Origin of the sequence: Streptomyces sp. GESEQ-35 (assembly GCF_017948485.1) — a bacterium.
Lineage (GTDB): Bacteria > Actinomycetota > Actinomycetes > Streptomycetales > Streptomycetaceae > Streptomyces.
Genome location: NZ_JAFFSX010000006.1, coordinates 316,533 through 336,099, shown reverse-complemented (window position 1 = coordinate 336,099; position 19,567 = coordinate 316,533). Strand labels below are relative to the sequence as shown.

Genomic DNA, 19,567 nt, shown 5'->3' with positions numbered 1-19,567 from the left:
TGGCAATATCGCAGCAGGGACTATGAAGGTGTGGTGTTCGAGCGACGGTCTACAGCGGTACGCGCAGTGCCCCGTCGATGAGTTCGGCGGCCTCGGACGTGCCCGCACAGCCGCTGCGCACCAAGTGCTCGCGTACCGCCCGGAGTCTGTCGCGCAGCCGCTGGGACTCCATCCCCCGGGCCTGTTCGGCCATCTGCACCGCCGTGGCCACCGCCTTGTCGGCATTGCCCTGCCGCAGCTCGATCGTGCTGAGCATGGCGAGCCGGTGTACCCGGCCCCGGTCATGGGCCGGGTTGCCGACGGCCGCCGCGGCATGCTCCCCCGCCGCCGCCAGCTCACCGAGGCTGAGAAGTGCCTCAGCCACCTGGACGTTGACCAGTCCCGGCTGGACATAGCCCGTCTCGTCGGGCTCGTATCCGCGCCGGATGCGTTCGGCGGCCGTCTCGGCCCGCCGGATGCAGGACAGGGCGCTCGTGCCGTCGCCCAGGTGTGCGTACGCCTTCGCCTGCATCGCGTACAGGTCGGAGGCGAGGGCCGGAGTGATGTGCTTGCCGGCGGCGCGCAGTGCGGCCTCCGCGAAGGCCACGGCCTGGCGGTGTTCCCGCATGAACAGGGCCTGGTTGACGAGGAGCGCGATGACGTAGGCCCCAAGTCCCCGGTCCCCGCTGGCCTTCGCGAGCCTGAGCGCCTGGTGGAAATAGCGCTGGGCGAGCCCGTGTGCGTCGGAGTCGTACGCGCAGATCCCGGCGATCGCCACCAGCCCGCCGGTGGCCCGGTGCACCTGGCGTCCGGTGGCGTCGGTGTAGCTGCCGCGCAGCAGCGGCGCGGCCTCGGAGTTGAGGAAACCGACGATCCGGGTGCGGGTCGCTATGCCGCCGGCCTTGCGGTACATCTGCTCGTAGTGCGTGCGGGCGGCGCGCAGCATCTCCAGGTCGCTCGGGGTGACCCGGTGCCGGCCCCCGCGGGAGACGTCGACGTCCTCCGGCGGGTTCTCCCACTCCCATACGGGCATCACGGCGGGCGTGCCGGTGACGGCGGGCGCGCCCAGGATGTGCGGGCGCTGCTGTTCGTCGGAGCGCCACAGGGCGGTGGCCCGCTCGACGAAGCCGGACAGCGAGGTGCCGTGCGGGGTGGACGGCTCACCGGGCACACCGAGGCCGATGTCGTCGAGTGTGACGTGGCGTTGCAGTCGGGCGGCGAGCACCTCGCAGATCAGGTCGGGGACTTGGCCGCGGGGCCGCTGGCCCTTCAACCACCGGGCGACCGCGGTGTGTTCGTACCTGAGCGCAAGGCCGCGGGCCCGCCCCGCCTGGTTCACATGTGCGGCCAGTCCCGCGTGTGAGATCCCCGCCTCGTCCAGGATCGCGTCGAGCAGAGTGTTGGGCTGCATGGGTGGCCCCCCGGATGGCTCGGTGGCGTCAGATTAGTGGTTCCGCCTTCACACGGGGTGTGAAGCGAGTGCGCGAATCCGCACCGTACGTGCGCTGTTGCGGAGAGTTGCCGGCCGGTTGACTGAAATGCCTCGCAAGAGGCAGGCCGGGCCGCCGGCTCCCCCTCGTACAGTGCGGCGGCCCGGCCGGGGGTTTGGCAGTGCGACTAAGCGCCGTTCACTGGAGGTTGTTTGTCGGCTGCCGGTAGGTGGGGGCTGGTCGCGCAGTTCCCCGCGCCCCTGAAGGCAAGCTGCAATGCACGTGAGTGCGGTCATTCCGTAGGACCAGTAAGGCCACATCGTCTACCGTTCTGCCCCCTGTGTGGCGCAGGAGTTGGGTGAAGACTGCGCCCAGGATGGACTGTGGGTTGGTCACCCCGTTGCACACCGCCTCTGTGAGCACCGTCGCCAGCGGAAAGAACCGGCCATGAGCGTCTCGGGCGTCCTCGGCGCCGTCCGTGTAGAGGAACAGCACGTCCTCCGGGAGCAGTTGGCCGCAGCGTACGGCGGGCAGGTCGGGCGGGAGCGGGAACAGGCCCAGTGGGGGCAGGGGGTCGGCGCGGGCGAGCGGTTCCACGTGGGTGCCGGAGATTCGGTACGGCCAGGGGTGGCCGCAGTTGAGGGCGTGCACCTCGCCGTCCGGGTCGATCTCCAGCAGCAGGACCGTGATGAACTCCTCGCCGATCGGGCTGTCGGGGACCGACCCGGCCCGCTCGCGCAGATGCCGGGCCAGCGCCCGGTCCAGCCTGCGCAGCACACCGCCGAGGTCGGGCTCGTCGTGCACGGCCTCGCGGAAACTGCCGAGGACGGCGGCGACGGTGCCGATGGCGGCGAGACCGTGTCCGCGTACGTCGCCCATCACGGCCCGTACGCCGTGCTCGGTGGCGATGACCTCGTACAGGTCGCCGCCGATGACCGCACCGCGGTCCGCGGACAGTTGGGCGGCGGCGACGTGCAGCCCGTCGATACGGGGCGGCAGAGGCCGCAGCAGCACACTCTGGGCGGCGCCCGCGACCCGGCGGACCTGCCGCAGCTCACGCAGCAGCGCCTGCCGCACATGGAAGATCAGCCCGGTGCCGACGGCGAAGAAGACGGCGCTGGTGACGATGCGCGCTTCCCACCCGTTCTGCTGGGCGAGCGGACAGACCATCTTGTACGTGATCGCTATCGCCCCCCACACCGTCGGCAACCCGAGTGCGAGCACCCGGCGCCCCGCCCTGCGGGGAACCCCAGCCTTGATGCGGTTCATGCCGATGGCCCCCCAATAGGCCCTGACAGCACAGACGGACCGGCCTCGAAAGGCCGGTCCGATTCTGCCGACCGCATGGCCCGGAAGGACCAGATCACCCAGAAACGTCACCCCATCGAGTGAGGTGACCGCAGCGCCCCGTCAGGGGCGCGGGGAACTGCGCGATCAACCACCGACAGCCCGCAGCCGGCAGACCGCCCAGTCCCCCACGGCGACTAGCCCCGAAGCACAGCCCCGGTCCGCTCACCCGCAAGGGCAACCGCCGCATCCCGAGCGGCAGACGCCTCATCAACGGTCAACGTCCGATCAACCGCACGGAACCGCAACGCGTACGCCAGCGACTTCTTCCCGTCCCCGAGCTGCTCGTCGTTCTCGTACACGTCGAACAACCGGATCGCTTCGAGGAGTTCACCCGCCCCCTCACGCAACGCGGCCTCCACGTCGGCGTGCGGCACGAACTTGTCGACGACCAGGGCGACATCCTGCGTGGCCACCGGGAACGTGGAGATGCTCGGCGCCTGGGGCGTGCCGTCGCCGGCTTGCTCCAGGGCGTCCAGATCCAGCTCCATCGCACAGGTACGCGCCGGCAGGCCCAGAGCCTTGAGCACACGCGGGTGCAACTCGCCCGCATGGCCGACGACCGTCTCCGTGCCGTCGACTGCGACCACGAACTCGGCGCAACGGCCCGGGTGCCACGGCCCGTACTGGCCGCCGCGGACGATCAGCTCGGCCCCGGCTTCCCGCGCGGCGACGCGCCCCGCCTGCACCGCGTCGGCCCACCCGGCCGGACGGCCCGCGCCCCACCAGCCGGCCTGTTCGCGCGCGCCCGCGAGGACGACGGCGACATGCCGCGGCTGTACGGGCAGCACGGCGTTCAGCGCGGCGATCTCCTCGTCGGTGGGACGCCGGTCGACCGGCAGATGGACGGCGGCCTGCTGCTCCTCGCGCGGCTGGAAGACCAACCCGGTCTCGAACAGGGCGAGATCGTGCGAGCCCCGGCCGTCATTGCGCCGCAGGGCACCCAGCAGACCCGGCAGCAGCGACGTACGGAGCGCGGGCTCCTCGTCGTTGAGCGGGTTGACCAGCTTCACCACACGGCGGGCGGGGTCGTCCGCGTCCAGGCCGAGCTGATCGAAGACCTGCTCGCCGATGAAGGGGTGGTTCGGCGCCTCGACGTACCCGGCACCGGCCAGCGCCCGGCCGACGCGGCGGTGCAGCCGCTGCCGGTGGGTCAGACCGCGGCCGGACAGCGGCCTGGGCAGCGTGGAGGGCAGGTTCTCGTAGCCCTCCAGGCGGATGACCTCTTCGGCCAGGTCGTTCTGCTCCAGCAGGTCGGGCCGCCAGGACGGCACGGTGACGAGCAGCTCGTCCTGCCCGTACACATCACAGCCGACCTGTTGCAGCCGTCGTACGACGGTCTCCCGGCCGTAGTCGACACCCGCGACCTTGTCCGGGTGGTCGGCCGGGACGGTGATCGTGTGCGGCGCCGACGGGGCGATGACCTCGGTGACGCCGGCCTCGGCGGTGCCGCCCGCGAGCAGCACCAGCAGGTCGACCGTGCGCTGGGCGGCGGCCGCCGCGGCCTGCGGGTCGACACCGCGCTCGAAGCGACGGGACGCCTCGGAGGACAGCTTGTGGCGCCGGGCCGTCCGCGCGATGGAGACCGCGTCGAAGTGGGCGGCCTCGATGACCACGTCGGTCGTGCCCTCGGACTCGGTGTGGTCGGCGATCTCCGTGTTCGCGCCGCCCATGACACCGGCGAGGCCGATCGGGCCACGGTCGTCGGTGATCACCAGGTCCTCGGCGTGCAGCTTCCGCTCGACGCCGTCGAGGGTGACGATCTTCTCGTCCTCGGCGGCCCGACGGACCCCGATCGTGCCCTGGACGAGGGAACGGTCGTAGGCGTGCAGTGGCTGGCCGAGCTCCATCATCACGTAGTTGGTGACGTCGACGGCGAGCGAGATCGGGCGCATGCCGACCTTCTGGAGCCGGCGCTGGAGCCAGATCGGGGAGCGCGCCTCGGGGCTCAGACCGGTGACGGTGCGCGCGGTGAAGCGGTCGCAGCCGGCGGGGTCGGAGACCTGCACCGGGTAGCCGAAGGCGTTCGGGCCCGGGACGTCGAGGAGGGCCGGGTCGCTCAGCGGGAGGCCGTAGGCGATGGCGGTCTCGCGGGCGACGCCACGGATGGACAGACAGTCGCCGCGGTTGGCGGTGACGGCGATGTCCAGGACTTCGTCGACCAGCTCCAGGAGCTCGATGGCGTCCTTGCCGATCTCGGCCTCCGGCGGCAGCACGATGATGCCGTGCGCGCCGTCGTCGCCCATGCCCAGCTCGTCACTGGAGCAGATCATGCCGTGGGACGTCTTGCCGTACGTCTTGCGCGCGGAGATCGAGAAGCCGCCCGGCAAGGTGGCGCCGGGGAGCACCACGACGACCTTGTCGCCGACGGCGAAGTTGCGGGCGCCGCAGACGATCTCCTGCGGCTCGCCCGTGCCGTTGGCCTGCCCGACGTCGACCGTGCAGAAGCGGATCGGCTTCTTGAAGCCCTCCAGCTCCTCGATGGTCAGCACCCGGCCGACGACCAGGGGGCCCTTGAGGTCGGCGCCGAGCGGCTCGACGGTCTCGACCTCCAGACCGGCCGAAATGAGCTTGGCCTGCACGTCACGGCCGGTCTGCGTCTCCGGCAGGTCGACGTACTCCCGCAGCCAGGAAAGCGGGACCCGCATCAGATCTCCATCCCGAACGGCCGGGTGAACCGGACGTCACCCTCGACCATGTCTCGCATGTCCTCGACGTTGTGGCGGAACATCAGCATCCGCTCGATGCCGAACCCGAAGGCGAAGCCGCTGTACTTCTCCGGGTCGACGCCGCAGGCGGTGAGCACCCGCGGGTTGACCATGCCGCAGCCGCCCAGCTCGATCCAGCCCTCGGAGGAGCAGGTGCGGCAGGGGCGGTCGGGGTTGCCGACGGACTCGCCGCGGCAGACGTAGCACACCATGTCCATCTCGGCGGACGGCTCGGTGAACGGGAAGAAGTTCGGCCGCAGCCGCGTCTTCATGCCCGCGCCGAACAGGGACTGGACCATGTGGTCCAGGGTGCCCTTGAGGTCCGCCATGGTGAGGCCCTCGTCGACCGCGAGCAGCTCGACCTGGTGGAAGACCGGGGTGTGGGTGGCGTCCAGCTCGTCCGTGCGGTACACGCGACCGGGGCAGATCACATAGACCGGCAGCTCACGGTCGAGCAGCGAGCGGATCTGCACGGGCGAGGTGTGGGTGCGCAGCACGACGCCGGAGTCGGCGGAGCCGTCCGGCCCCTCGATGAAGAAGGTGTCCGCCTCGCCGCGGGCCGGGTGGTCCGGGCCGATGTTGAGCGCGTCGAAGTTGAACCACTCGGCCTCGACCTGCGGGCCCTCGGCGACCTCGTAGCCCATGGCCACGAAGACGTCCTCGATGCGCTCCGAAAGCGTGGTCAGGGGATGGCGGGCGCCTTCCGGTACACGGTCGTAGGGCAGTGTGACGTCCACCGCCTCCTCGACCAGCACCCGGGCGTCACGCTCGGCCTCCAGCTCGGCCTGGCGGGTGGCCAGGGCCTTGTTCACCGCGCCGCGGGCCTGACCCACACGCTTGCCGGCCTCGGCCTTGGCGTGCGGGGGCAGGGCGCCGATCTCGCGGTTGGCGAGGGCCAGCGCGGAGCTGCCGCCGGCGTGGGCGACCTTGGCCTCCTGGAGTGCGTCGAGGGAGTCCGCGGCGGCGAAGGCGGCGAGCGCCTCGTCCCGCATGCGCTCGATCTCTTCCGGTTTCAACGCCTCGACCTCGACAGGGTCGTACGACTTATTCGGTGCCGACATCTCTTCCCGTGCTTCCGATTGTCCCCCAGCTACCGCTGGGAGGTGCCCCCAGGCTGAAGGTCCCGTACCGACTCGTGGACAGTTCGTCACGGTTTTTGGGACACAAAGGTGCCAAAGGCCGAGTCTAACGGGGTTGAGGTACGCGAATGCGCCCGCGGGCCGCTCAGGTCAGGTAGGCCGGAGTGCTCACGGGCAACGTAAATCGGAACTCGGCGCCGCCGCCGGGCGCGCGGCCGACCGTGATGGTGCCGCCGTGGGCCTCGACGATGCCCTTGACGATGTAGAGCCCGAGGCCGGTGCCACCGCGCTTGCTGCCCCGCCAGAAGCGGGTGAAGACGCGGTTCATGGACTCCTCCGGGATGCCTTGCCCCTCGTCGCTCACGGTGACCGACGTGTCGGCATCCTCCCTCTCACGCGGGGACACCGAGGGCGTGACGTCAATCGTGACGGTTCCCTCGCCGTGCCGCACCGCATTTTCCAGCAGGTTGCTCAGCACCTGGTCGACCTTGTCGGGGTCGGCCCACAGGTCGGGCAGCGGCTGCTCGATGCGCAGCAGGAACCGGTCGGCCGGCAGCCCTGCGGCGACGTACGCCTGGATGTGCCGGCCGACGGCGGCGCCGATGTCGACGGGCTGGCGGCGCAGTTCCAGCCGCCCGGAGTCGATGCGGGAGATGTCGAGGAGTTCGGCGATGAGGCGGGTGACGCGGTCGGCGTCGGCGTCGACGGTCTCCAGCATCAGCCGCTTCTGGTCGTCGGTGAACCGTTCCCACTTGGCGAGGAGGGTGGCGGTGAAGCCTTTGACGGAGGTGAGGGGGGAGCGCAGCTCGTGGGCGACGGTGGCGATCAGTTCGGCGTGGCTGCGCTCGGTGCGGCGGCGGGCCTCGGTGTCGCGGAGGGAGACGACGACGCGGTGGACGGGCCCGGTGGGTTCGGTACGGACGTACCGGGCGGAGACGAGGACTTCACGTCCGCCGGGCAGCAGCAGGTTCCGCTCGGGCTGCCCGACCCTGATGGCGAGCCCGCCGTACGGATCGGTCAGCTGCCACCAGCGCCTGCCTTCCAGGTCCTCCAACGGCAGGGCCTTCTCCAGCAGTCGGCCGAGGGCGTCGGCGGCGGGGACGGCGGTGATGCGCTCGGCGGCGGCGTTGAAGCAGATGACCCGGCCGTGCTCATCGGCGACGACGAGGCCGTCGGGCAGCTGATCGGGGTCGATGCCGAGCCCGGCGAGATCACCGGACGGCCGGGACGCGGGCGGTCGCCCCACATCCCGTGCTTCCGGTGCGCTGCTGGTGCCGATGCTCATCCCCGTACCCCACCTCTCAGACGGCGCAGGGCCCCGAGCCGGTCACCCTACTAGCTCGCAGTGACGGAGCGGCACCCTCCGGAGGCGCGCTGTGCACGGGCGGTTGCATAGAGACATACGGCGGCCGCGGTCGCGAGGTTCAGGCTCTCGGCCTTCCCATGGATCGGAACGCGCACCACGGCGTCCGCGAGTGCGCGGGTCTCTTCCGGGAGCCCCCAGGCCTCGTTGCCGAACACCCAGGCGGTCGGCCCGCCCATGGTGCCCTTGTCCAGCTCGTCGTCCAGATCGTCGGTCCCGGCCCCGTCGGCGGCGAGAATCCGCACGCCGGCGTCCTTGAGCCCCGCCACGGCCCGCTCCACGGGGACGCCGACGGCGACGGGCAGATGGAACAGCGAGCCCACGGAGGCGCGCACGGCCTTGGGGTTGTACAGATCGACGGACGCATCGGTCAGTACGACGGCGTCGGCACCGGCGGCGTCGGCGCACCGCAGCACCGTGCCGGCGTTGCCGGGGTCGCGGACATGGGCGAGCACGGCGACCAGCTTGGGCCGGGCGGCGAGGATCTCCTCGAACGGCGTGTCCAGGAACCGGCAGACACCGACGAGCCCCTGGGGCGTGACGGTGGTCGAGATGTCGGCGATGACCTGCTCGGCGGCGAGGTGCACCCGCGCGCCGGTGTCCCGGGCCCGCCCGATGATGTCGGCGTACCGCTCGGCGGCCTCGACGGTGGCGAACAACTCGACGAGGGTGTCCGGCCGTACCCCCGCTTCCCGTACGGCCTGCGGCCCCTCCGCCAGAAACAGCTGCTCCTTGCCCCGGAAGTTCCGCTTGGCGAGGCGCCGCGCGGCGGAGACCCGGGGCGAGCGGGAGGAGATCAGCTCGGGGGCGACGGGGGACATGCAACTCACCTTCACAAAGAGACCGGTGCTCACACAGCAACGGACCCGCAGGCACAGGCCCACGGGTCCGTTCAGTTACGTCGGCTCAGAGCCGGCGCCAGCGTCACGCGGCCTTCGGCGCGTTGACGTCCGCCGGCAGCGCCTTCTGGGCGACCTCGACGAGCGCGGCGAACGCAGTGGCGTCGTTGACGGCGAGCTCGGCGAGGATCTTGCGGTCGACCTCGATGTTCGCGGCGTTCAGACCCTGGATGAAGCGGTTGTACGTGATGCCGTTGGCGCGGGCAGCGGCGTTGATGCGCTGGATCCACAGCCGACGGAAGTCACCCTTGCGCTTCTTGCGGTCGTTGTAGTTGTAGACCAGCGAGTGGGTGACCTGCTCCTTGGCCTTGCGGTACAGGCGCGAACGCTGACCGCGGTAGCCGGAGGCCTGCTCGAGGATCGCCCGGCGCTTCTTGTGGGCGTTGACTGCCCGCTTGACGCGTGCCACTTGTTAACTCCTTGTAGCGGGGCCGTGGTGGGACTCACACGGCCCGGAATCGATTGGGTCCCGGTCCAGACGTACGACGCTCAGTGGCGCCCGGACGTCACTTGCCGAGAAGCTTCTTGATCTTCTTGGCGTCGCCCGGGGCCATCTCGGCGTTGCCGGTGAGGCGACGCGTCAGTCGGGACGACTTGTGCTCGAGCAGGTGGCGCTTGCCGGCGCGCTCACGGAGCACCTTGCCGGAGCCGGTGATCTTGAAGCGCTTGCTGGCACCGCTGTGCGACTTGTTCTTCGGCATAGCGCCGTTATCTCCTCGTCGGTGGCGCTCCGGTGCCCGGTCGTGAAACCGGGCACGGTGGAGCGTCGCTCTTGTATCGGTTACATCCTGGGGACTGGTGTGTCCCCCGGGATCACGCGTCGGCAGAAGCCTCGGCCGGAGCCTCGGCGTCCACGTCGTGGTCGTCGTGGTCGGTCTCCGCGGCGTTCTGCGACTTGCCGGGGTTGGCCTTCGCTTCGGCCTTGCGGGCCTCCTGCGCCTGGCGAGCCTCGGCCATCGCCTCGGTCTTCTTCTTGTGCGGACCGAGAACCATGATCATGTTTCGGCCGTCCTGCTTCGGGTTCGACTCCACGAAGCCGAGGTCCTGGACGTCCTCCGCGAGACGCTGAAGCAGTCGGTAGCCCAGCTCGGGGCGGGACTGCTCACGGCCACGGAACATGATCGTGATCTTGACCTTGTCGCCCTGCTTGAGGAACCGAACGACGTGACCCTTCTTGGTGTCATAGTCGTGCGGGTCGATCTTCGGCCGGAGCTTCATCTCCTTGATGACCGTGTGCGCCTGGTTCTTGCGCGCCTCACGGGCCTTCATGGCCGACTCGTACTTGAACTTCCCGTAGTCCATGAGCTTGCACACGGGCGGACGGGCGTTCGCCGCGACCTCGACCAGGTCCAGGTCGTACTCCTGCGCAAGCTCCAGGGCCTTGGCCAGCGGGACAATGCCCACCTGCTCGCCACTGGGACCGACAAGTCGCACCTCGGGAACGCGAATCCGGTCGTTGATGCGGGGCTCGGCGCTGATGGATCCTCCTCGGTTAGCACCACACGGCGGTCTGGCGGACAGCCGCGTATGTCTCTTTCGTTAGACCTAACCGCGCCGAAGCATCAAAAATGCCCCGGACGATCACATGCGGGGCTCCAAACACTGCCGGAGCACCGCCGCGATGACGCGGGGCGCAATTTCGGGCGACTCCATCGTCCGTACGGAACGATGGTGGCCGCCTGACCCGGGTGACCCGCCGTCCCGGAGGACGGTCAGGTGGGAGATCGGAGCCTCCACTTGTGGGCCGAGCACATAGCTGTGTCCGGCCGGTCGTTACACAAGGTTAGCAGCAACCCGGGGGTGGTGCGAACCGGCGTGCATCGGGGCCTATCGTGTCCGGCATGAGTGACACCCCTCCTGAGACGCCCGACTTCGACGCCATGACCCGTGACATCGCCGAGGTCCCCGCGGTCGAGGTGATCGTGACGGTCGCCGTGAACCTGATGAGCGCCGCCGCGGTGAAGCTCGGTCTGACGGAGGAGGGTGACAAGCACAAGGACCTGGACGAGGCCCGCAAGCTGGTCGCCGCCCTCGCCGGTCTGCTCGACGCGAGCACCACCGAGATCAGCTCCTTCCACGCGGCCCCCCTGCGCGACGGCCTCAAGTCCCTCCAGCTCGCCTTCCGCGAGGCGTCCCTCGTCCCGGACGAGCCGGGCCAGGGCCCGGGCGAGAAGTACACCGGCCCGATCTACGGTTAGTTCATCCCCGTACGTACAAGGGCTCGCCCGGTGGCGTCGTCCCGGTCGGCAGCAGTGCCAGGTCGAGGCCGTGCACCAGGCGGGCCCTCAGTGTTTCGTCGGCGGCCAGTCGCTCGGCGAGCGTGCGGGCGGCGGGGCCCGGGGTCGCGTCGGGGTCGAGGACGAGGGCGAGGGTGCCGTCCGCCTGTCCGGGGCCGAGGTAGGCGCGCAGGACGGCGGGCTCGGCGGCCACGGCGGCGCGTACGGCGCCGGTCACGGCGGGGTCGGCGAGCGGATCGTCCGTCGCGCGGCCCTCGGCCAGCGCCAGCAGCGCGGCGCCGGTCAGCTCGTACGGCACCGGTCCGGCCAGGTCCAGCACGATCGTGTCCGCCTTCTCGTGCGCCGCCGCCTGGAGTGCCTGGTGCAGGGGTACGGCGACGGGGCGGGCCTCGGGGTCCCAGCGGGCCAGCGAGTCGGTGGAGGTGAAGGCGGGCAGGGCGGTGCGGTCGCCGGCCTTCAGGGTCGGTACGGCCATGTCGCTCGTCTTCTCGTGGCGCAACCCGTTCTCGTCTTCCTCGACCTCGCCGAGCACGGCCACGACAGGCACGAGAAGCCGGGCGCCCTTCAGAGCCTGAAGCACCGGACCCACGGCGGTGCGGTCCTCCGCCCAGGCGGCGAGCGCCGCGCTCAGCCGGGGGTCGGCGGAGCCGTCGTCGTCGGAGAAGCCGGAGTCGGGAATGTTCTTGTTCGCCACGGTCACCGACCCTATCGGGGGGATGCTGCTGCGGTTGTGCGGCCCCGGAAACCTGGGCGTCACGCTTTCAGTACTTTCTCAGGCATCCCTGACACAGATCTAACCTCCGTCTAACGGACAGCACAGTCACAGGTCCGACGATTCCGATATGGAGTCTCCCAAGGCCGCTCGACGCAGTGATCGGCTTCGCCGCCGGATCCCGGTGTACACCGCGCTCGCTGCCGTCGTCGCTCTGGGCGCTACGGCGGCGGGGACCGTGTATGTGAAGGCGCAGGCGCACTCCACCGCGGGGGCCGTATCGTCGGTCTCCGCATCGCCGTCGGTCTCCGCATCGCCGTCGGCTTCGGCGAGCGGGGAGGCATCGGTGGAAACGGTGGCGCGGCCGGTGGTGGACCACGACGAGCTGCTGGCGGCGGGGATGGGGTCGGTGACCGTCGAGGACGGTGCCGAGGTGTCGGTGGCGGTGCTGGACCTGGAGTCCGGTGAGAGCGCCGCCTACGGGGACGGCACGTTCGACACGGCGAGCATCGTGAAGGTCGACATCCTGGCGGCGCTGCTGCTCCAGGCGCAGGACGCGGGACGTGCGCTCACCGTGACGGAGAAGTCGTACGCCACCGCGATGATCGAGAACAGCGACAACACCTCCGCATCGGCGCTGTGGCGGACGATCGGGCAGGCGGACGGGCTCGACGCCGCGAACCGGCGCCTCGGGCTCACCGGTACCGAGGGCGGTGACGGCATGCTGTGGGGGCTGACCCAGACCACGGCGGCCGATCAACTCGTCCTGCTCCAGCAGGTGTTCGGGGAGGACTCGGAGCTGAGTGAGGCCTCGCGGTCGTATCTGAAGGGGTTGATGGGGCAGATAGCCGCCGGGCAGCAGTGGGGTGTGTCGGCCGCGGCCGACGGCTCGGCGTGGGCGCTGAAGAACGGCTGGCTGCCGCGCAGCGCCACCGGGCTGTGGGACATCAACAGCATCGGGCGGGTCACCGTCGACGGTCACGACTGTCTGGTGGCGGTGCTGTCCGACGGCAACTCGACGCAGGCGAAGGGGATTTCACTGGTCGAGGCGGCGGCGCGGGCGGCGGTCTCGGTGTTCGCCGGGGAGGGCTCGACGGCGTCCGTACCGGCCTCCGCGTCCGCCTCCTAGTTCTCGTACTCCCCGCGGCGTCCGCGCCAGACGACGACCGCGACGACCAGCAGGACGCCGCCGATGCTGCCCGCCAGCGGGGCGGCCCAGCTCGATGTGGAGTCGTCGTCCCCGGCGGCGTCGGGGCCGGAGCCGAAGTACTTGTCGCCGTAGGCCGCCGCGCGCAGGGCCTCCGGTTCGAGGCGGCCGGCGGCTTTGATGGCTGCGGCGGGGTCGATGAGGCCGTAGCCGCGGGAGTCGTCACGGCCGCCCGCCGGGGCGTTCCGGGCGGTGTCCTCCAGGAGCTTCTTGATCTGGGCCGGGGTCAGGCCCGGGTGGGCTGCCTTGACGAGGGCGACGGCTCCGGAGACGAAGGCCGCGGCGGCACTCGTACCCCATCCTTCGTAGTACTTGTGGTCGGGGTCGGCGATGACGACGTCGACGCCGGGGGCGCTGACCGTGGCGTACCAGCGGCGGGTGGAGAAGGAGGCGCGGGTGCCGAAGCGGTCGACGGCGGTCGCGGCGATCACGCCCGGGTAGGCGGCCGGGTAGGAGATGTGGTCGCCCTTCTCGCCGCCGTTGCCGGCCGAGGCGACGACGACGGAGCCCTTCTTCAGGGCGTACTGGACGGCCTCGTCCTCGGCGGGTTCGGGGTGGGCGGACTTGGAGTCGTCGCCGAGGGACATGTTGATGACGTCGGCGCCGTGGTCGGCGGCCCAGCGGATGCCTTCGGCGAGGGCGTTGCCGCGGGTGTTGCGGGCCTTGCCGCGGGCGGAGTCGCCCTCTTCGAGGATCACGCGGACGGGGAGGATCTTGGCTTCGGGGGCGATGCCCATGACGCCGTCGGCATTGCCCACGCCGTGGCCGTGACCGGCGATGATGCCCGCCATGGCGGTGCCGTGACGGGCCCAGGCGCGGTCGCCCTGTCCGGCGCCGAAACCCACCATGTCCTTGCCGTCGAGGACGTTGCCGGCGAGGTCGGGGTGGTCGGACTCGACGCCGGTGTCCAGGACGGCGACGGTGATGCCCCGGCCCTTGGTGGTCTGCCAGGCCTCTTCGGTGTGCATGGCCTCGAGAGCCCACTGCTTGGCGCGTATGCCGTCGGCGTGCGCGACGGTGGGCGGGACGAGGGCGACGGAGGCGGCCAGCATGACGCTGAGCAGGCCGATCCGGCGGGTGGCGGTCATGACGGCTGCTCCGTGGCCGAGTCGACGGTCTTGCGCAACGCCCGTTCGATGCGGTCGGCGAGGCCCTTCGCCTCGTGGCCCAGGCCTGCCTGGGCGAGGGCCGTGGTGGCGCCGGACTTCATGGCCTCGGCGGCGGGTTGCGGTTCGTCGACGGTGCGGCCGTCGGCCCAGCCGGAGACGGCGTAGACGACGACAGGGGCGTCGGTGAGGACGGAGACGGTCCACGAGGCACGCTGCTCGCTGCCGAAGCCGGCGGCGACGGTGTCCTTCGCGGCGTACGGGCGGGGCATCAGGTCGGTACGGCCGGCCAGGCCCTCGTTCTTGAAGCGGGTGCGCAGGGAGGCCATGGCGGCGGAGTCCCCCTTGGCGAAGAGCAGGCCGACGGTGGTGACGTAGCTCTGCGTGGAGTCCGTGTAGGTGGCGCGCAGCAGGCGCTGGCAGCCGACGGGGGCAAGGGCCTTGCGCAGCAGCGGGTCGAAGGCATCATCGCAGCCGCTGTCCGGGGCGACGGCGATGCGGGTCCAGGTGCGGTCGGCGCCGCCGGGTCCCGCCCCCTGGCCTTCGACAGCGGGCGGGAACAGCTGGTCGACCGGCACGCTGTGCCAGAGGCTCCCGGCCGTGGCGAAGACGCTGCTCTCGCTGCCCGCTCCCGCCTCGGGGATGAGCCAACTCCCGGTCACCGCACCGCCGATGAGCCCGAGCCCGAGTACGAGACAGGCTGCCGCCATGACGGTCCGGTTCCGCACCCGGTTCCCCAGCGGACGCGGCCGCGCCCGGTCGTCGTACCCCTCGGGCTCCCCCAACGACACGAACGGCCGCCCCGCCCCGCCCGGCGCCACGGGGGCACCCCAGGAGTACGTGGGATCAGGCCCCGTCCGCACCTCAGCCTGCGGAGACACCGGGTCCGCCGGAATCGGACGCAGCCTGGTGGTCATCTCGGAGACGGTCTCGCCGACTGCGGGCGGTACGACGGGACGCCGCGGGCTCTCGGCAGGCGCCGGAGGCGAGACCGGACGCCGCGGGGTCCCGGCAGGTACGGGTGGGACGCCCGAACGCCGCGGGCCCTCGGCAGGCGCCGGGGGTGAGACAGGGCGCCTCAACGACTCGGCGGGAGCCGGAGGTACGCCCGGACCCTGCGCGGTCTCGGCAGGCACCGAAGGTGAGGCGGGCCGCCACAGGGTCTCACCGGACGCCGACGGACCGACCGGACGCTGCGGGCCCTCGGCAGGCGCCGGGGGTGAGACAGGACGCCTCAACGACTCGGCAGGAGCCGGAGGTACGCCCGGACCCTGCGCGGCCTCGGCAGGCGCCGAGCGTCGGACGGAGCGCCGCGGGGTCTCGGTCGGCAACGGTTGTGCGGTGGGGCGGCGCGGGGCCTCGGGCGGCAGCGGTTGTGCGAGGGGGTGCCGCGGGGTTTCGGCGGGTGCCGGGGGGACGGCGGGGCGCCTCAACTCCTCGGCGGGCGTGGGCGGTACGCCCGGACGGTGTGCGGGCTCGGAGGGCGTCGCGGCGTCCGGGCGGTGTGAGGGCTCGGGGGCGTCCGGGCGGCGCGGCGGTGTCGACGGCTGCCGTCCTGGCCGTGGCGGTGCGGCGGTGTCGGCCCCTGTCGCGTGAGCGGCCGGCGGCGGGGTGTCCGGGAAGCGCGCCGAGGCGATCGGCGGGGGCGGAGCGGTGTCGGCGGTGTCCAGGGAGGACGGGCCGCGTCGGCCAGGGAAGCCGGGCCGGGTGTCGGGGGAGGCGGATGCACCGCGCTCATCCTGTGCGCCGGGCGCGGTCCGCCGAGTGCCCTTGCCCTGTGACGGCACGTCCGGCGTCGGGGATCCGTTGGATGACGTATCCGATCCCGCACCGGAATCCGACGTACCGTTCACCGGCTGCTCAGTGGGCGCCTGTCCAACGGTCCCCGTCTCGTCGTACTCCTCCGGAACCGTCGGCGGCGTCGTCGGGCGTGGGGGGACGGGCGCGCGCCTGGCTTCCGTGCTCATGCACCCCCCGTTTCGTTGTGCCCGGGCCTTGCGCCGGCCGGAGTCGTTCCTGCGTGCGTGCGCGTAACTCTACGGGTTGCCCCCGGTCGAACGGGAACCAGTCCACGACGCCGGGGCATCTGCCCGGAACGTCCCCCTACCCTGCGGTAATCCAGTCTGGCAGGCTTCGTTCATGACTGCGCGCGCCGCCGACCGGGCCCGTTACGACCGGGCCACCGCTCATCTCGACGCTCCTCTCGCGATCGTGGACCTGGACGCCTTCGACACAAACGCGGACGATCTGGTCCGCCGGGCCGCCGGGAAGCCGATCCGCGTCGCCAGCAAGTCCGTGCGCTGCCGGGCCCTGCTCGAACGTGTCCTCGCCCGGGACGGCTTCGCGGGCATCATGTCCTTCACCCTCGCCGAGTCCCTGTGGCTGGCGCGATCGGGGTTCGACGACATTCTGCTCGCCTATCCGTCGGCCGACCGTTCCGGATTCGCCGAACTGGCCGGTGATCCCAAGCTTGCCGCGGCCGTGACCGTGATGGTCGACGACCCGGCACAGCTCGAACTCATCGACGCGTCCCGGGGCGGTGGGAGCGAAGTCGTGCGCGTCTGCCTGGAGTTGGACACGTCCCTGAAGCTGCTCGGCGGGCGCGTACGGATCGGGGCGCGGCGCTCCCCCCTGCACTCCCCCGCCCAAGTCGCCGACATGGCCCGCACGGTGGCCCGTCGGCCCGGCTTCAAGCTCGTGGGGATCATGGCCTACGAGGGGCACATCGCCGGAGTCGGCGACGCGCTCGCGGGGCGGCCGCTGCGCTCCCGTGCCGTCCGGCTGATGCAGACCACCGCCCGCCGGGAACTCGCCGAGCGGCGGGCCGAGGTGGTGCGGGCGGTCCGGGCCGTCGTACCCGATCTGGAGTACGTCAACGGCGGCGGCACCGGCAGTGTGCAGCACACCGCCGCCGAGGACGCCGTCACGGAGATCGCGGCCGGGTCGGGACTGTATGTGCCGCGGCTGTTCGACAACTACACCTCCTTCAGGGGGCGTCCGGCCGCGCTGTTCGCCCAGCCGGTGGTGCGCCGGCCGGGCGTGGGCGTGGTGACCGTCCTCGGCGGCGGCTACCCGGCGTCCGGTGCCGCCGGGGCCGACCGCTCGCCCGTGCCGTATCTGCCGCAGGGGCTGCGCTACGACCCGCAGGAAGGGGCCGGTGAGGTGCAGACGCCGCTGCTGGGGCCGCCCGCCGACGATCTGCTGATCGGCGACAAGGTGTGGTTCCGGCACGCCAAGGCCGGTGAGCTGTGCGAGCGGTTCGACGTGCTGCACCTGATCGAGGGCGACACGGTGACGGCGACCGTCCCGACGTACCGGGGTGAAGGTCAGACGTTCCTGTAGGCGCGTGGGCTACAGGGGCGTGACGTACGCCCCTGAGATCCCGCCGTCGACGAGGAAGTCGGTGGCGTTCACGAAGGAGGAGTCGTCGCTGGCCAGGAAGGCGACGGCGGCGGCGATCTCCTCGGCCTGAGCGAAACGGCCGACGGGGATGTGGACGAGCCGGCGTGCCGCCCGCTCCGGGTCCTTGGCGAACAGCTCTTGGAGGAGCGGGGTGTTGACCGGCCCGGGGCAGAGCGCGTTCACGCGGATGCCCTCCCGTGCGAACTGCACGCCCAACTCGCGGGACATGGCCAGGACGCCACCCTTGGAGGCCGTGTACGAGATCTGGGACGTCGCCGCGCCCATCCTCGCCACGAAGGACGCCGTGTTGATGATCGACCCCTTGCCCTGGCGCCGCATGTACGGGATGGCGGCCTTGCAGCACAGGTAGACCGAGGTGAGGTTGACCTCCTGGACGCGCTTCCAGGCCTCCAGGCCGGTCTCCAGGATGGAGTCGTCGTCGGGCGGCGAGATGCCCGCGTTGTTGAAGGCGATGTCGACGCTGCCGTAGGTGTCGTACGCCGTCCTGAACAGCGTCTCGACCTGCTCCGGGTCGGTGACGTCGACCTTCACGAAGATCCCGCCGACCTCTTCGGCGGCCGCCTTGCCGCCCTGCTCGTCGACGTCGCCGCAGACGACGTGCGCGCCCTCGGAGGCGAGCCGGCGGGCGGTGGCGAGGCCGATGCCGCTGCCGGCGCCGGTGATGACGGCCGTGCGGCCGACGAGGCGACGGCAGACAATCTGTTCGGTCACTGTGCGGGGCCCTCCGTGCTGATGAAGACGTTCTTGGTTTCGGTGAAGGCGGCCAGGGCGTCCGGGCCCAGCTCGCGGCCGACGCCGGACTGCTTGAAGCCGCCGAAGGGGGTCCAATAGCGGACGGCCGAGTGGGAGTTGACGGACAGGTTGCCGATGCGGACGGCCCCCGAGACGCGCAGGGCGCGACCCAGGTCGCGGGTCCAGAGGGAGCCCGCGAGGCCGTACGGGGTGTCGTTGGCGAGCCGGATCGCGTCCGCCTCGTCGGTGAAGGGCAGCAGGACTGCGACCGGGCCGAAGATCTCCTCGCGGGCCGCGGCGGAGTCGTGCCGCTCGCCGGTGAGGACGGTCGGCGGGAACCAGAAGCCGGGCCCGTCGGGTGCGTCGCCGCGCAGGGCCGGGGCGTCCTCGGGGACGAACGACCGTACGCGGTCCAGTTGTTGACGGCTGATCAGCGGGCCCATCTGGGTCTTCTCGTCGGCGGGGTCGCCCACCACCACGGCGGCCAGTGCGTCGGCGAGCAGTTCGCGGACCTCGTCGTACACCGGCTCCTGGACCAGGATCCGGGTGCGGGCACAGCAGTCCTGGCCGGAGTTGTCCAGGAACGAGAAGGGGTCGACGGCGGCCGACAGGTCGGCGTCGGCGAAGACGATGTTGGGGCTCTTGCCGCCGAGTTCGAGGGTGACCGGCTTGACCAGGCGGGCGCAGCGCTCCATGACCTCGCGGCCGGTGCGGGTGGAGCCGGTGAACACGATCTTCGCCACGTCGGGGTGGTCGACCAGGGCGCGGCCCGCGATGTGGCCGTAGCCGGGGACGACCTGGAACAGGTGCTCCGGCAGGCCTGCCTCCAGGGCGAGTTCGGCCAGGCGGAGCGCGGTGAGCGGGGTGGTCTCGGCCGGCTTGAGCACGACCGCGTTGCCGGCGGCGAGGGCGGGGAAAGAGCCCCAGGCGGCGATGGGCATCGGGAAGTTCCAGGGTGCGATGACACCGACCACGCCGAGGGGTTCCTGGAAGGTGACGTCCCAGCCGCCCGGTACGGGGATCTGCTTGCCGAGGAGGCGTTCGACGCCGCCGGCCGCGTACAGCAGCAGATCGCGGGCGTTGCCGGCCTCCCAGCGGGCGTTGCCGAGGACGTGGCCCGCCTCGCGGACCTCCAGCTGGGCCAACTCCTCGACGTGGGTGTCGACGACGTCGGCGAAGCGGCGCAGCAGCCGGGCCCGGTCGGCGGGGGCGACGGCCGCCCAGGACCGCTGGGCGGCGATCGCACGGCCGACGGCGCGGTCCACCTCGGCCGCGTCGGCGGCGGGGACGGTGGCCACGACCTCTTCGGTGGCCGGATTGAGCACTTGGAGCTGGTCGGACACGA

At 71.4% G+C, this 19,567-nt stretch carries 16 protein-coding genes and 1 pseudogene; 3 read left to right on the top strand and 14 right to left on the bottom strand.

Going from position 1 to position 19,567, the window contains the following annotated elements; translation table 11 throughout:
* Window positions 1-49: 49 nt before the first annotated feature.
* The 9 genes and pseudogenes from KCH87_RS15155 to infC all read right to left on the bottom strand — a co-directional run bounded on the left by KCH87_RS15155 (window position 50) and on the right by infC (window position 10,309).
* Window positions 50-1,390 carry a transcriptional regulator gene (locus tag KCH87_RS15155; protein ID WP_210586587.1) on the bottom strand — a complete coding sequence of 447 codons (1,341 nt, stop codon included), beginning with the start codon at window positions 1,388-1,390 and terminating at the stop codon, window positions 50-52.
* 217 nt (window positions 1,391-1,607) lie between these two features.
* Complete coding sequence (locus KCH87_RS15150) at window positions 1,608-2,678, bottom strand: PP2C family protein-serine/threonine phosphatase (RefSeq protein ID WP_210586586.1); 1,071 nt, start codon at window positions 2,676-2,678, stop codon at window positions 1,608-1,610.
* Between the two features lie 215 nt (window positions 2,679-2,893).
* The gene (gene pheT / locus KCH87_RS15145; RefSeq protein WP_210586585.1) at window positions 2,894-5,404 is read right to left on the bottom strand and encodes a phenylalanine--tRNA ligase subunit beta; all 2,511 of its coding nucleotides are present in this window, start codon (window positions 5,402-5,404) and stop codon (window positions 2,894-2,896) included.
* Entirely contained in the window at window positions 5,404-6,525 is a 1,122-nt protein-coding gene (gene pheS, locus KCH87_RS15140; RefSeq protein WP_210586584.1) for a phenylalanine--tRNA ligase subunit alpha, read from the bottom strand. Before pheS ends, pheT begins: the two co-directional genes overlap by 1 nt.
* A 163-nt stretch (window positions 6,526-6,688) precedes the next feature.
* Window positions 6,689-7,828 (bottom strand): ATP-binding protein, encoded by a 1,140-nt coding sequence (locus tag KCH87_RS15135; RefSeq protein WP_210586583.1) that lies wholly within the window; start codon window positions 7,826-7,828, stop codon window positions 6,689-6,691.
* A 50-nt stretch (window positions 7,829-7,878) separates the two neighbouring features.
* Window positions 7,879-8,727, bottom strand: a complete 849-nt coding sequence (locus KCH87_RS15130) for an RNA methyltransferase (RefSeq protein WP_210586582.1) — start codon at window positions 8,725-8,727, stop codon at window positions 7,879-7,881.
* 103 nt (window positions 8,728-8,830) lie between these two features.
* Window positions 8,831-9,214 carry a 50S ribosomal protein L20 gene (gene rplT / locus KCH87_RS15125; protein ID WP_067429306.1) on the bottom strand — a complete coding sequence of 128 codons (384 nt, stop codon included), beginning with the start codon at window positions 9,212-9,214 and terminating at the stop codon, window positions 8,831-8,833.
* Window positions 9,215-9,311: 97 nt separating this feature from the next.
* The gene (gene rpmI / locus KCH87_RS15120) at window positions 9,312-9,506 is read right to left on the bottom strand and encodes a 50S ribosomal protein L35 (RefSeq protein WP_003947156.1); all 195 of its coding nucleotides are present in this window, start codon (window positions 9,504-9,506) and stop codon (window positions 9,312-9,314) included.
* 112 nt (window positions 9,507-9,618) lie between these two features.
* Window positions 9,619-10,309, bottom strand: a pseudogene (gene infC, locus KCH87_RS15115) (translation initiation factor IF-3).
* Window positions 10,310-10,646: 337 nt separating this feature from the next.
* On the opposite strand from infC, the gene KCH87_RS15110 reads away from it, so the two are divergent.
* Window positions 10,647-11,003 carry a DUF1844 domain-containing protein gene (locus tag KCH87_RS15110; protein ID WP_210586581.1) on the top strand — a complete coding sequence of 119 codons (357 nt, stop codon included), beginning with the start codon at window positions 10,647-10,649 and terminating at the stop codon, window positions 11,001-11,003.
* A 1-nt stretch (window position 11,004) separates the two neighbouring features.
* On the opposite strand, the gene KCH87_RS15105 is transcribed toward KCH87_RS15110, so the two are convergent.
* Complete coding sequence (locus tag KCH87_RS15105) at window positions 11,005-11,736, bottom strand: SseB family protein (RefSeq protein WP_210586580.1); 732 nt, start codon at window positions 11,734-11,736, stop codon at window positions 11,005-11,007.
* Window positions 11,737-11,884: 148 nt separating this feature from the next.
* Here KCH87_RS15105 and KCH87_RS15100 point away from each other — a divergent pair, with 148 nt between their 5' ends.
* Window positions 11,885-12,883, top strand: a complete 999-nt coding sequence (locus KCH87_RS15100) for a serine hydrolase (RefSeq protein ID WP_210586579.1) — start codon at window positions 11,885-11,887, stop codon at window positions 12,881-12,883.
* Here KCH87_RS15100 and mycP read toward each other — a convergent pair.
* Both mycP and KCH87_RS15090 read right to left on the bottom strand, forming a co-directional pair.
* Complete coding sequence (gene mycP, locus KCH87_RS15095; RefSeq protein WP_210586578.1) at window positions 12,880-14,049, bottom strand: type VII secretion-associated serine protease mycosin; 1,170 nt, start codon at window positions 14,047-14,049, stop codon at window positions 12,880-12,882. The two genes, KCH87_RS15100 and mycP, sit on opposite strands and share 4 nt — an antisense overlap.
* Window positions 14,046-14,984, bottom strand: a complete 939-nt coding sequence (locus KCH87_RS15090; RefSeq protein ID WP_247196212.1) for a hypothetical protein — start codon at window positions 14,982-14,984, stop codon at window positions 14,046-14,048. The genes mycP and KCH87_RS15090 overlap by 4 nt, the downstream gene beginning before the upstream one ends.
* Window positions 14,985-16,206: 1,222 nt before the next feature.
* Between KCH87_RS15090 and KCH87_RS15085 the strand changes: the two genes are divergently transcribed.
* A complete protein-coding gene (locus tag KCH87_RS15085) occupies window positions 16,207-17,409 on the top strand; it encodes an amino acid deaminase/aldolase (protein ID WP_210586577.1) in 1,203 nt (400 codons plus the stop codon).
* A gap of 9 nt (window positions 17,410-17,418) precedes the next feature.
* Here the strand turns inward: KCH87_RS15085 and KCH87_RS15080 are convergent, their stop codons facing one another.
* Window positions 17,419-18,201 (bottom strand): 3-oxoacyl-ACP reductase, encoded by a 783-nt coding sequence (locus tag KCH87_RS15080; RefSeq protein ID WP_210586576.1) that lies wholly within the window; start codon window positions 18,199-18,201, stop codon window positions 17,419-17,421.
* On the bottom strand, window positions 18,198-19,565 hold the full coding sequence (locus tag KCH87_RS15075) for an aldehyde dehydrogenase (RefSeq protein WP_210586575.1): 1,368 nt from the start codon (window positions 19,563-19,565) through the stop codon (window positions 18,198-18,200). Before KCH87_RS15075 ends, KCH87_RS15080 begins: the two co-directional genes overlap by 4 nt.
* Between the last annotated feature and the right edge of the window lie 2 nt (window positions 19,566-19,567).

Excerpts from the sequence above, each read along its gene's own strand:
- KCH87_RS15155 (WP_210586587.1), bottom strand. The coding sequence starts at position 1,390 with ATGCAGCCCAACACTCTGCTCGACGCGATCCTGGACGAGGCGGGGATC.
- KCH87_RS15150 (WP_210586586.1), bottom strand. The coding sequence starts at position 2,678 with ATGAACCGCATCAAGGCTGGGGTTCCCCGCAGGGCGGGGCGCCGGGTG.
- pheT (WP_210586585.1), bottom strand. The coding sequence starts at position 5,404 with ATGCGGGTCCCGCTTTCCTGGCTGCGGGAGTACGTCGACCTGCCGGAG.
- pheS (WP_210586584.1), bottom strand. The coding sequence starts at position 6,525 with ATGTCGGCACCGAATAAGTCGTACGACCCTGTCGAGGTCGAGGCGTTG.
- KCH87_RS15135 (WP_210586583.1), bottom strand. The coding sequence starts at position 7,828 with ATGAGCATCGGCACCAGCAGCGCACCGGAAGCACGGGATGTGGGGCGA.
- KCH87_RS15130 (WP_210586582.1), bottom strand. The coding sequence starts at position 8,727 with ATGTCCCCCGTCGCCCCCGAGCTGATCTCCTCCCGCTCGCCCCGGGTC.
- rpmI (WP_003947156.1), bottom strand. The coding sequence starts at position 9,506 with ATGCCGAAGAACAAGTCGCACAGCGGTGCCAGCAAGCGCTTCAAGATC.
- KCH87_RS15110 (WP_210586581.1), top strand. The coding sequence starts at position 10,647 with ATGAGTGACACCCCTCCTGAGACGCCCGACTTCGACGCCATGACCCGT.
- KCH87_RS15100 (WP_210586579.1), top strand. The coding sequence starts at position 11,885 with ATGGAGTCTCCCAAGGCCGCTCGACGCAGTGATCGGCTTCGCCGCCGG.
- mycP (WP_210586578.1), bottom strand. The coding sequence starts at position 14,049 with ATGACCGCCACCCGCCGGATCGGCCTGCTCAGCGTCATGCTGGCCGCC.
- KCH87_RS15090 (WP_247196212.1), bottom strand. The coding sequence starts at position 14,984 with ATGACCACCAGGCTGCGTCCGATTCCGGCGGACCCGGTGTCTCCGCAG.
- KCH87_RS15085 (WP_210586577.1), top strand. The coding sequence starts at position 16,207 with ATGACTGCGCGCGCCGCCGACCGGGCCCGTTACGACCGGGCCACCGCT.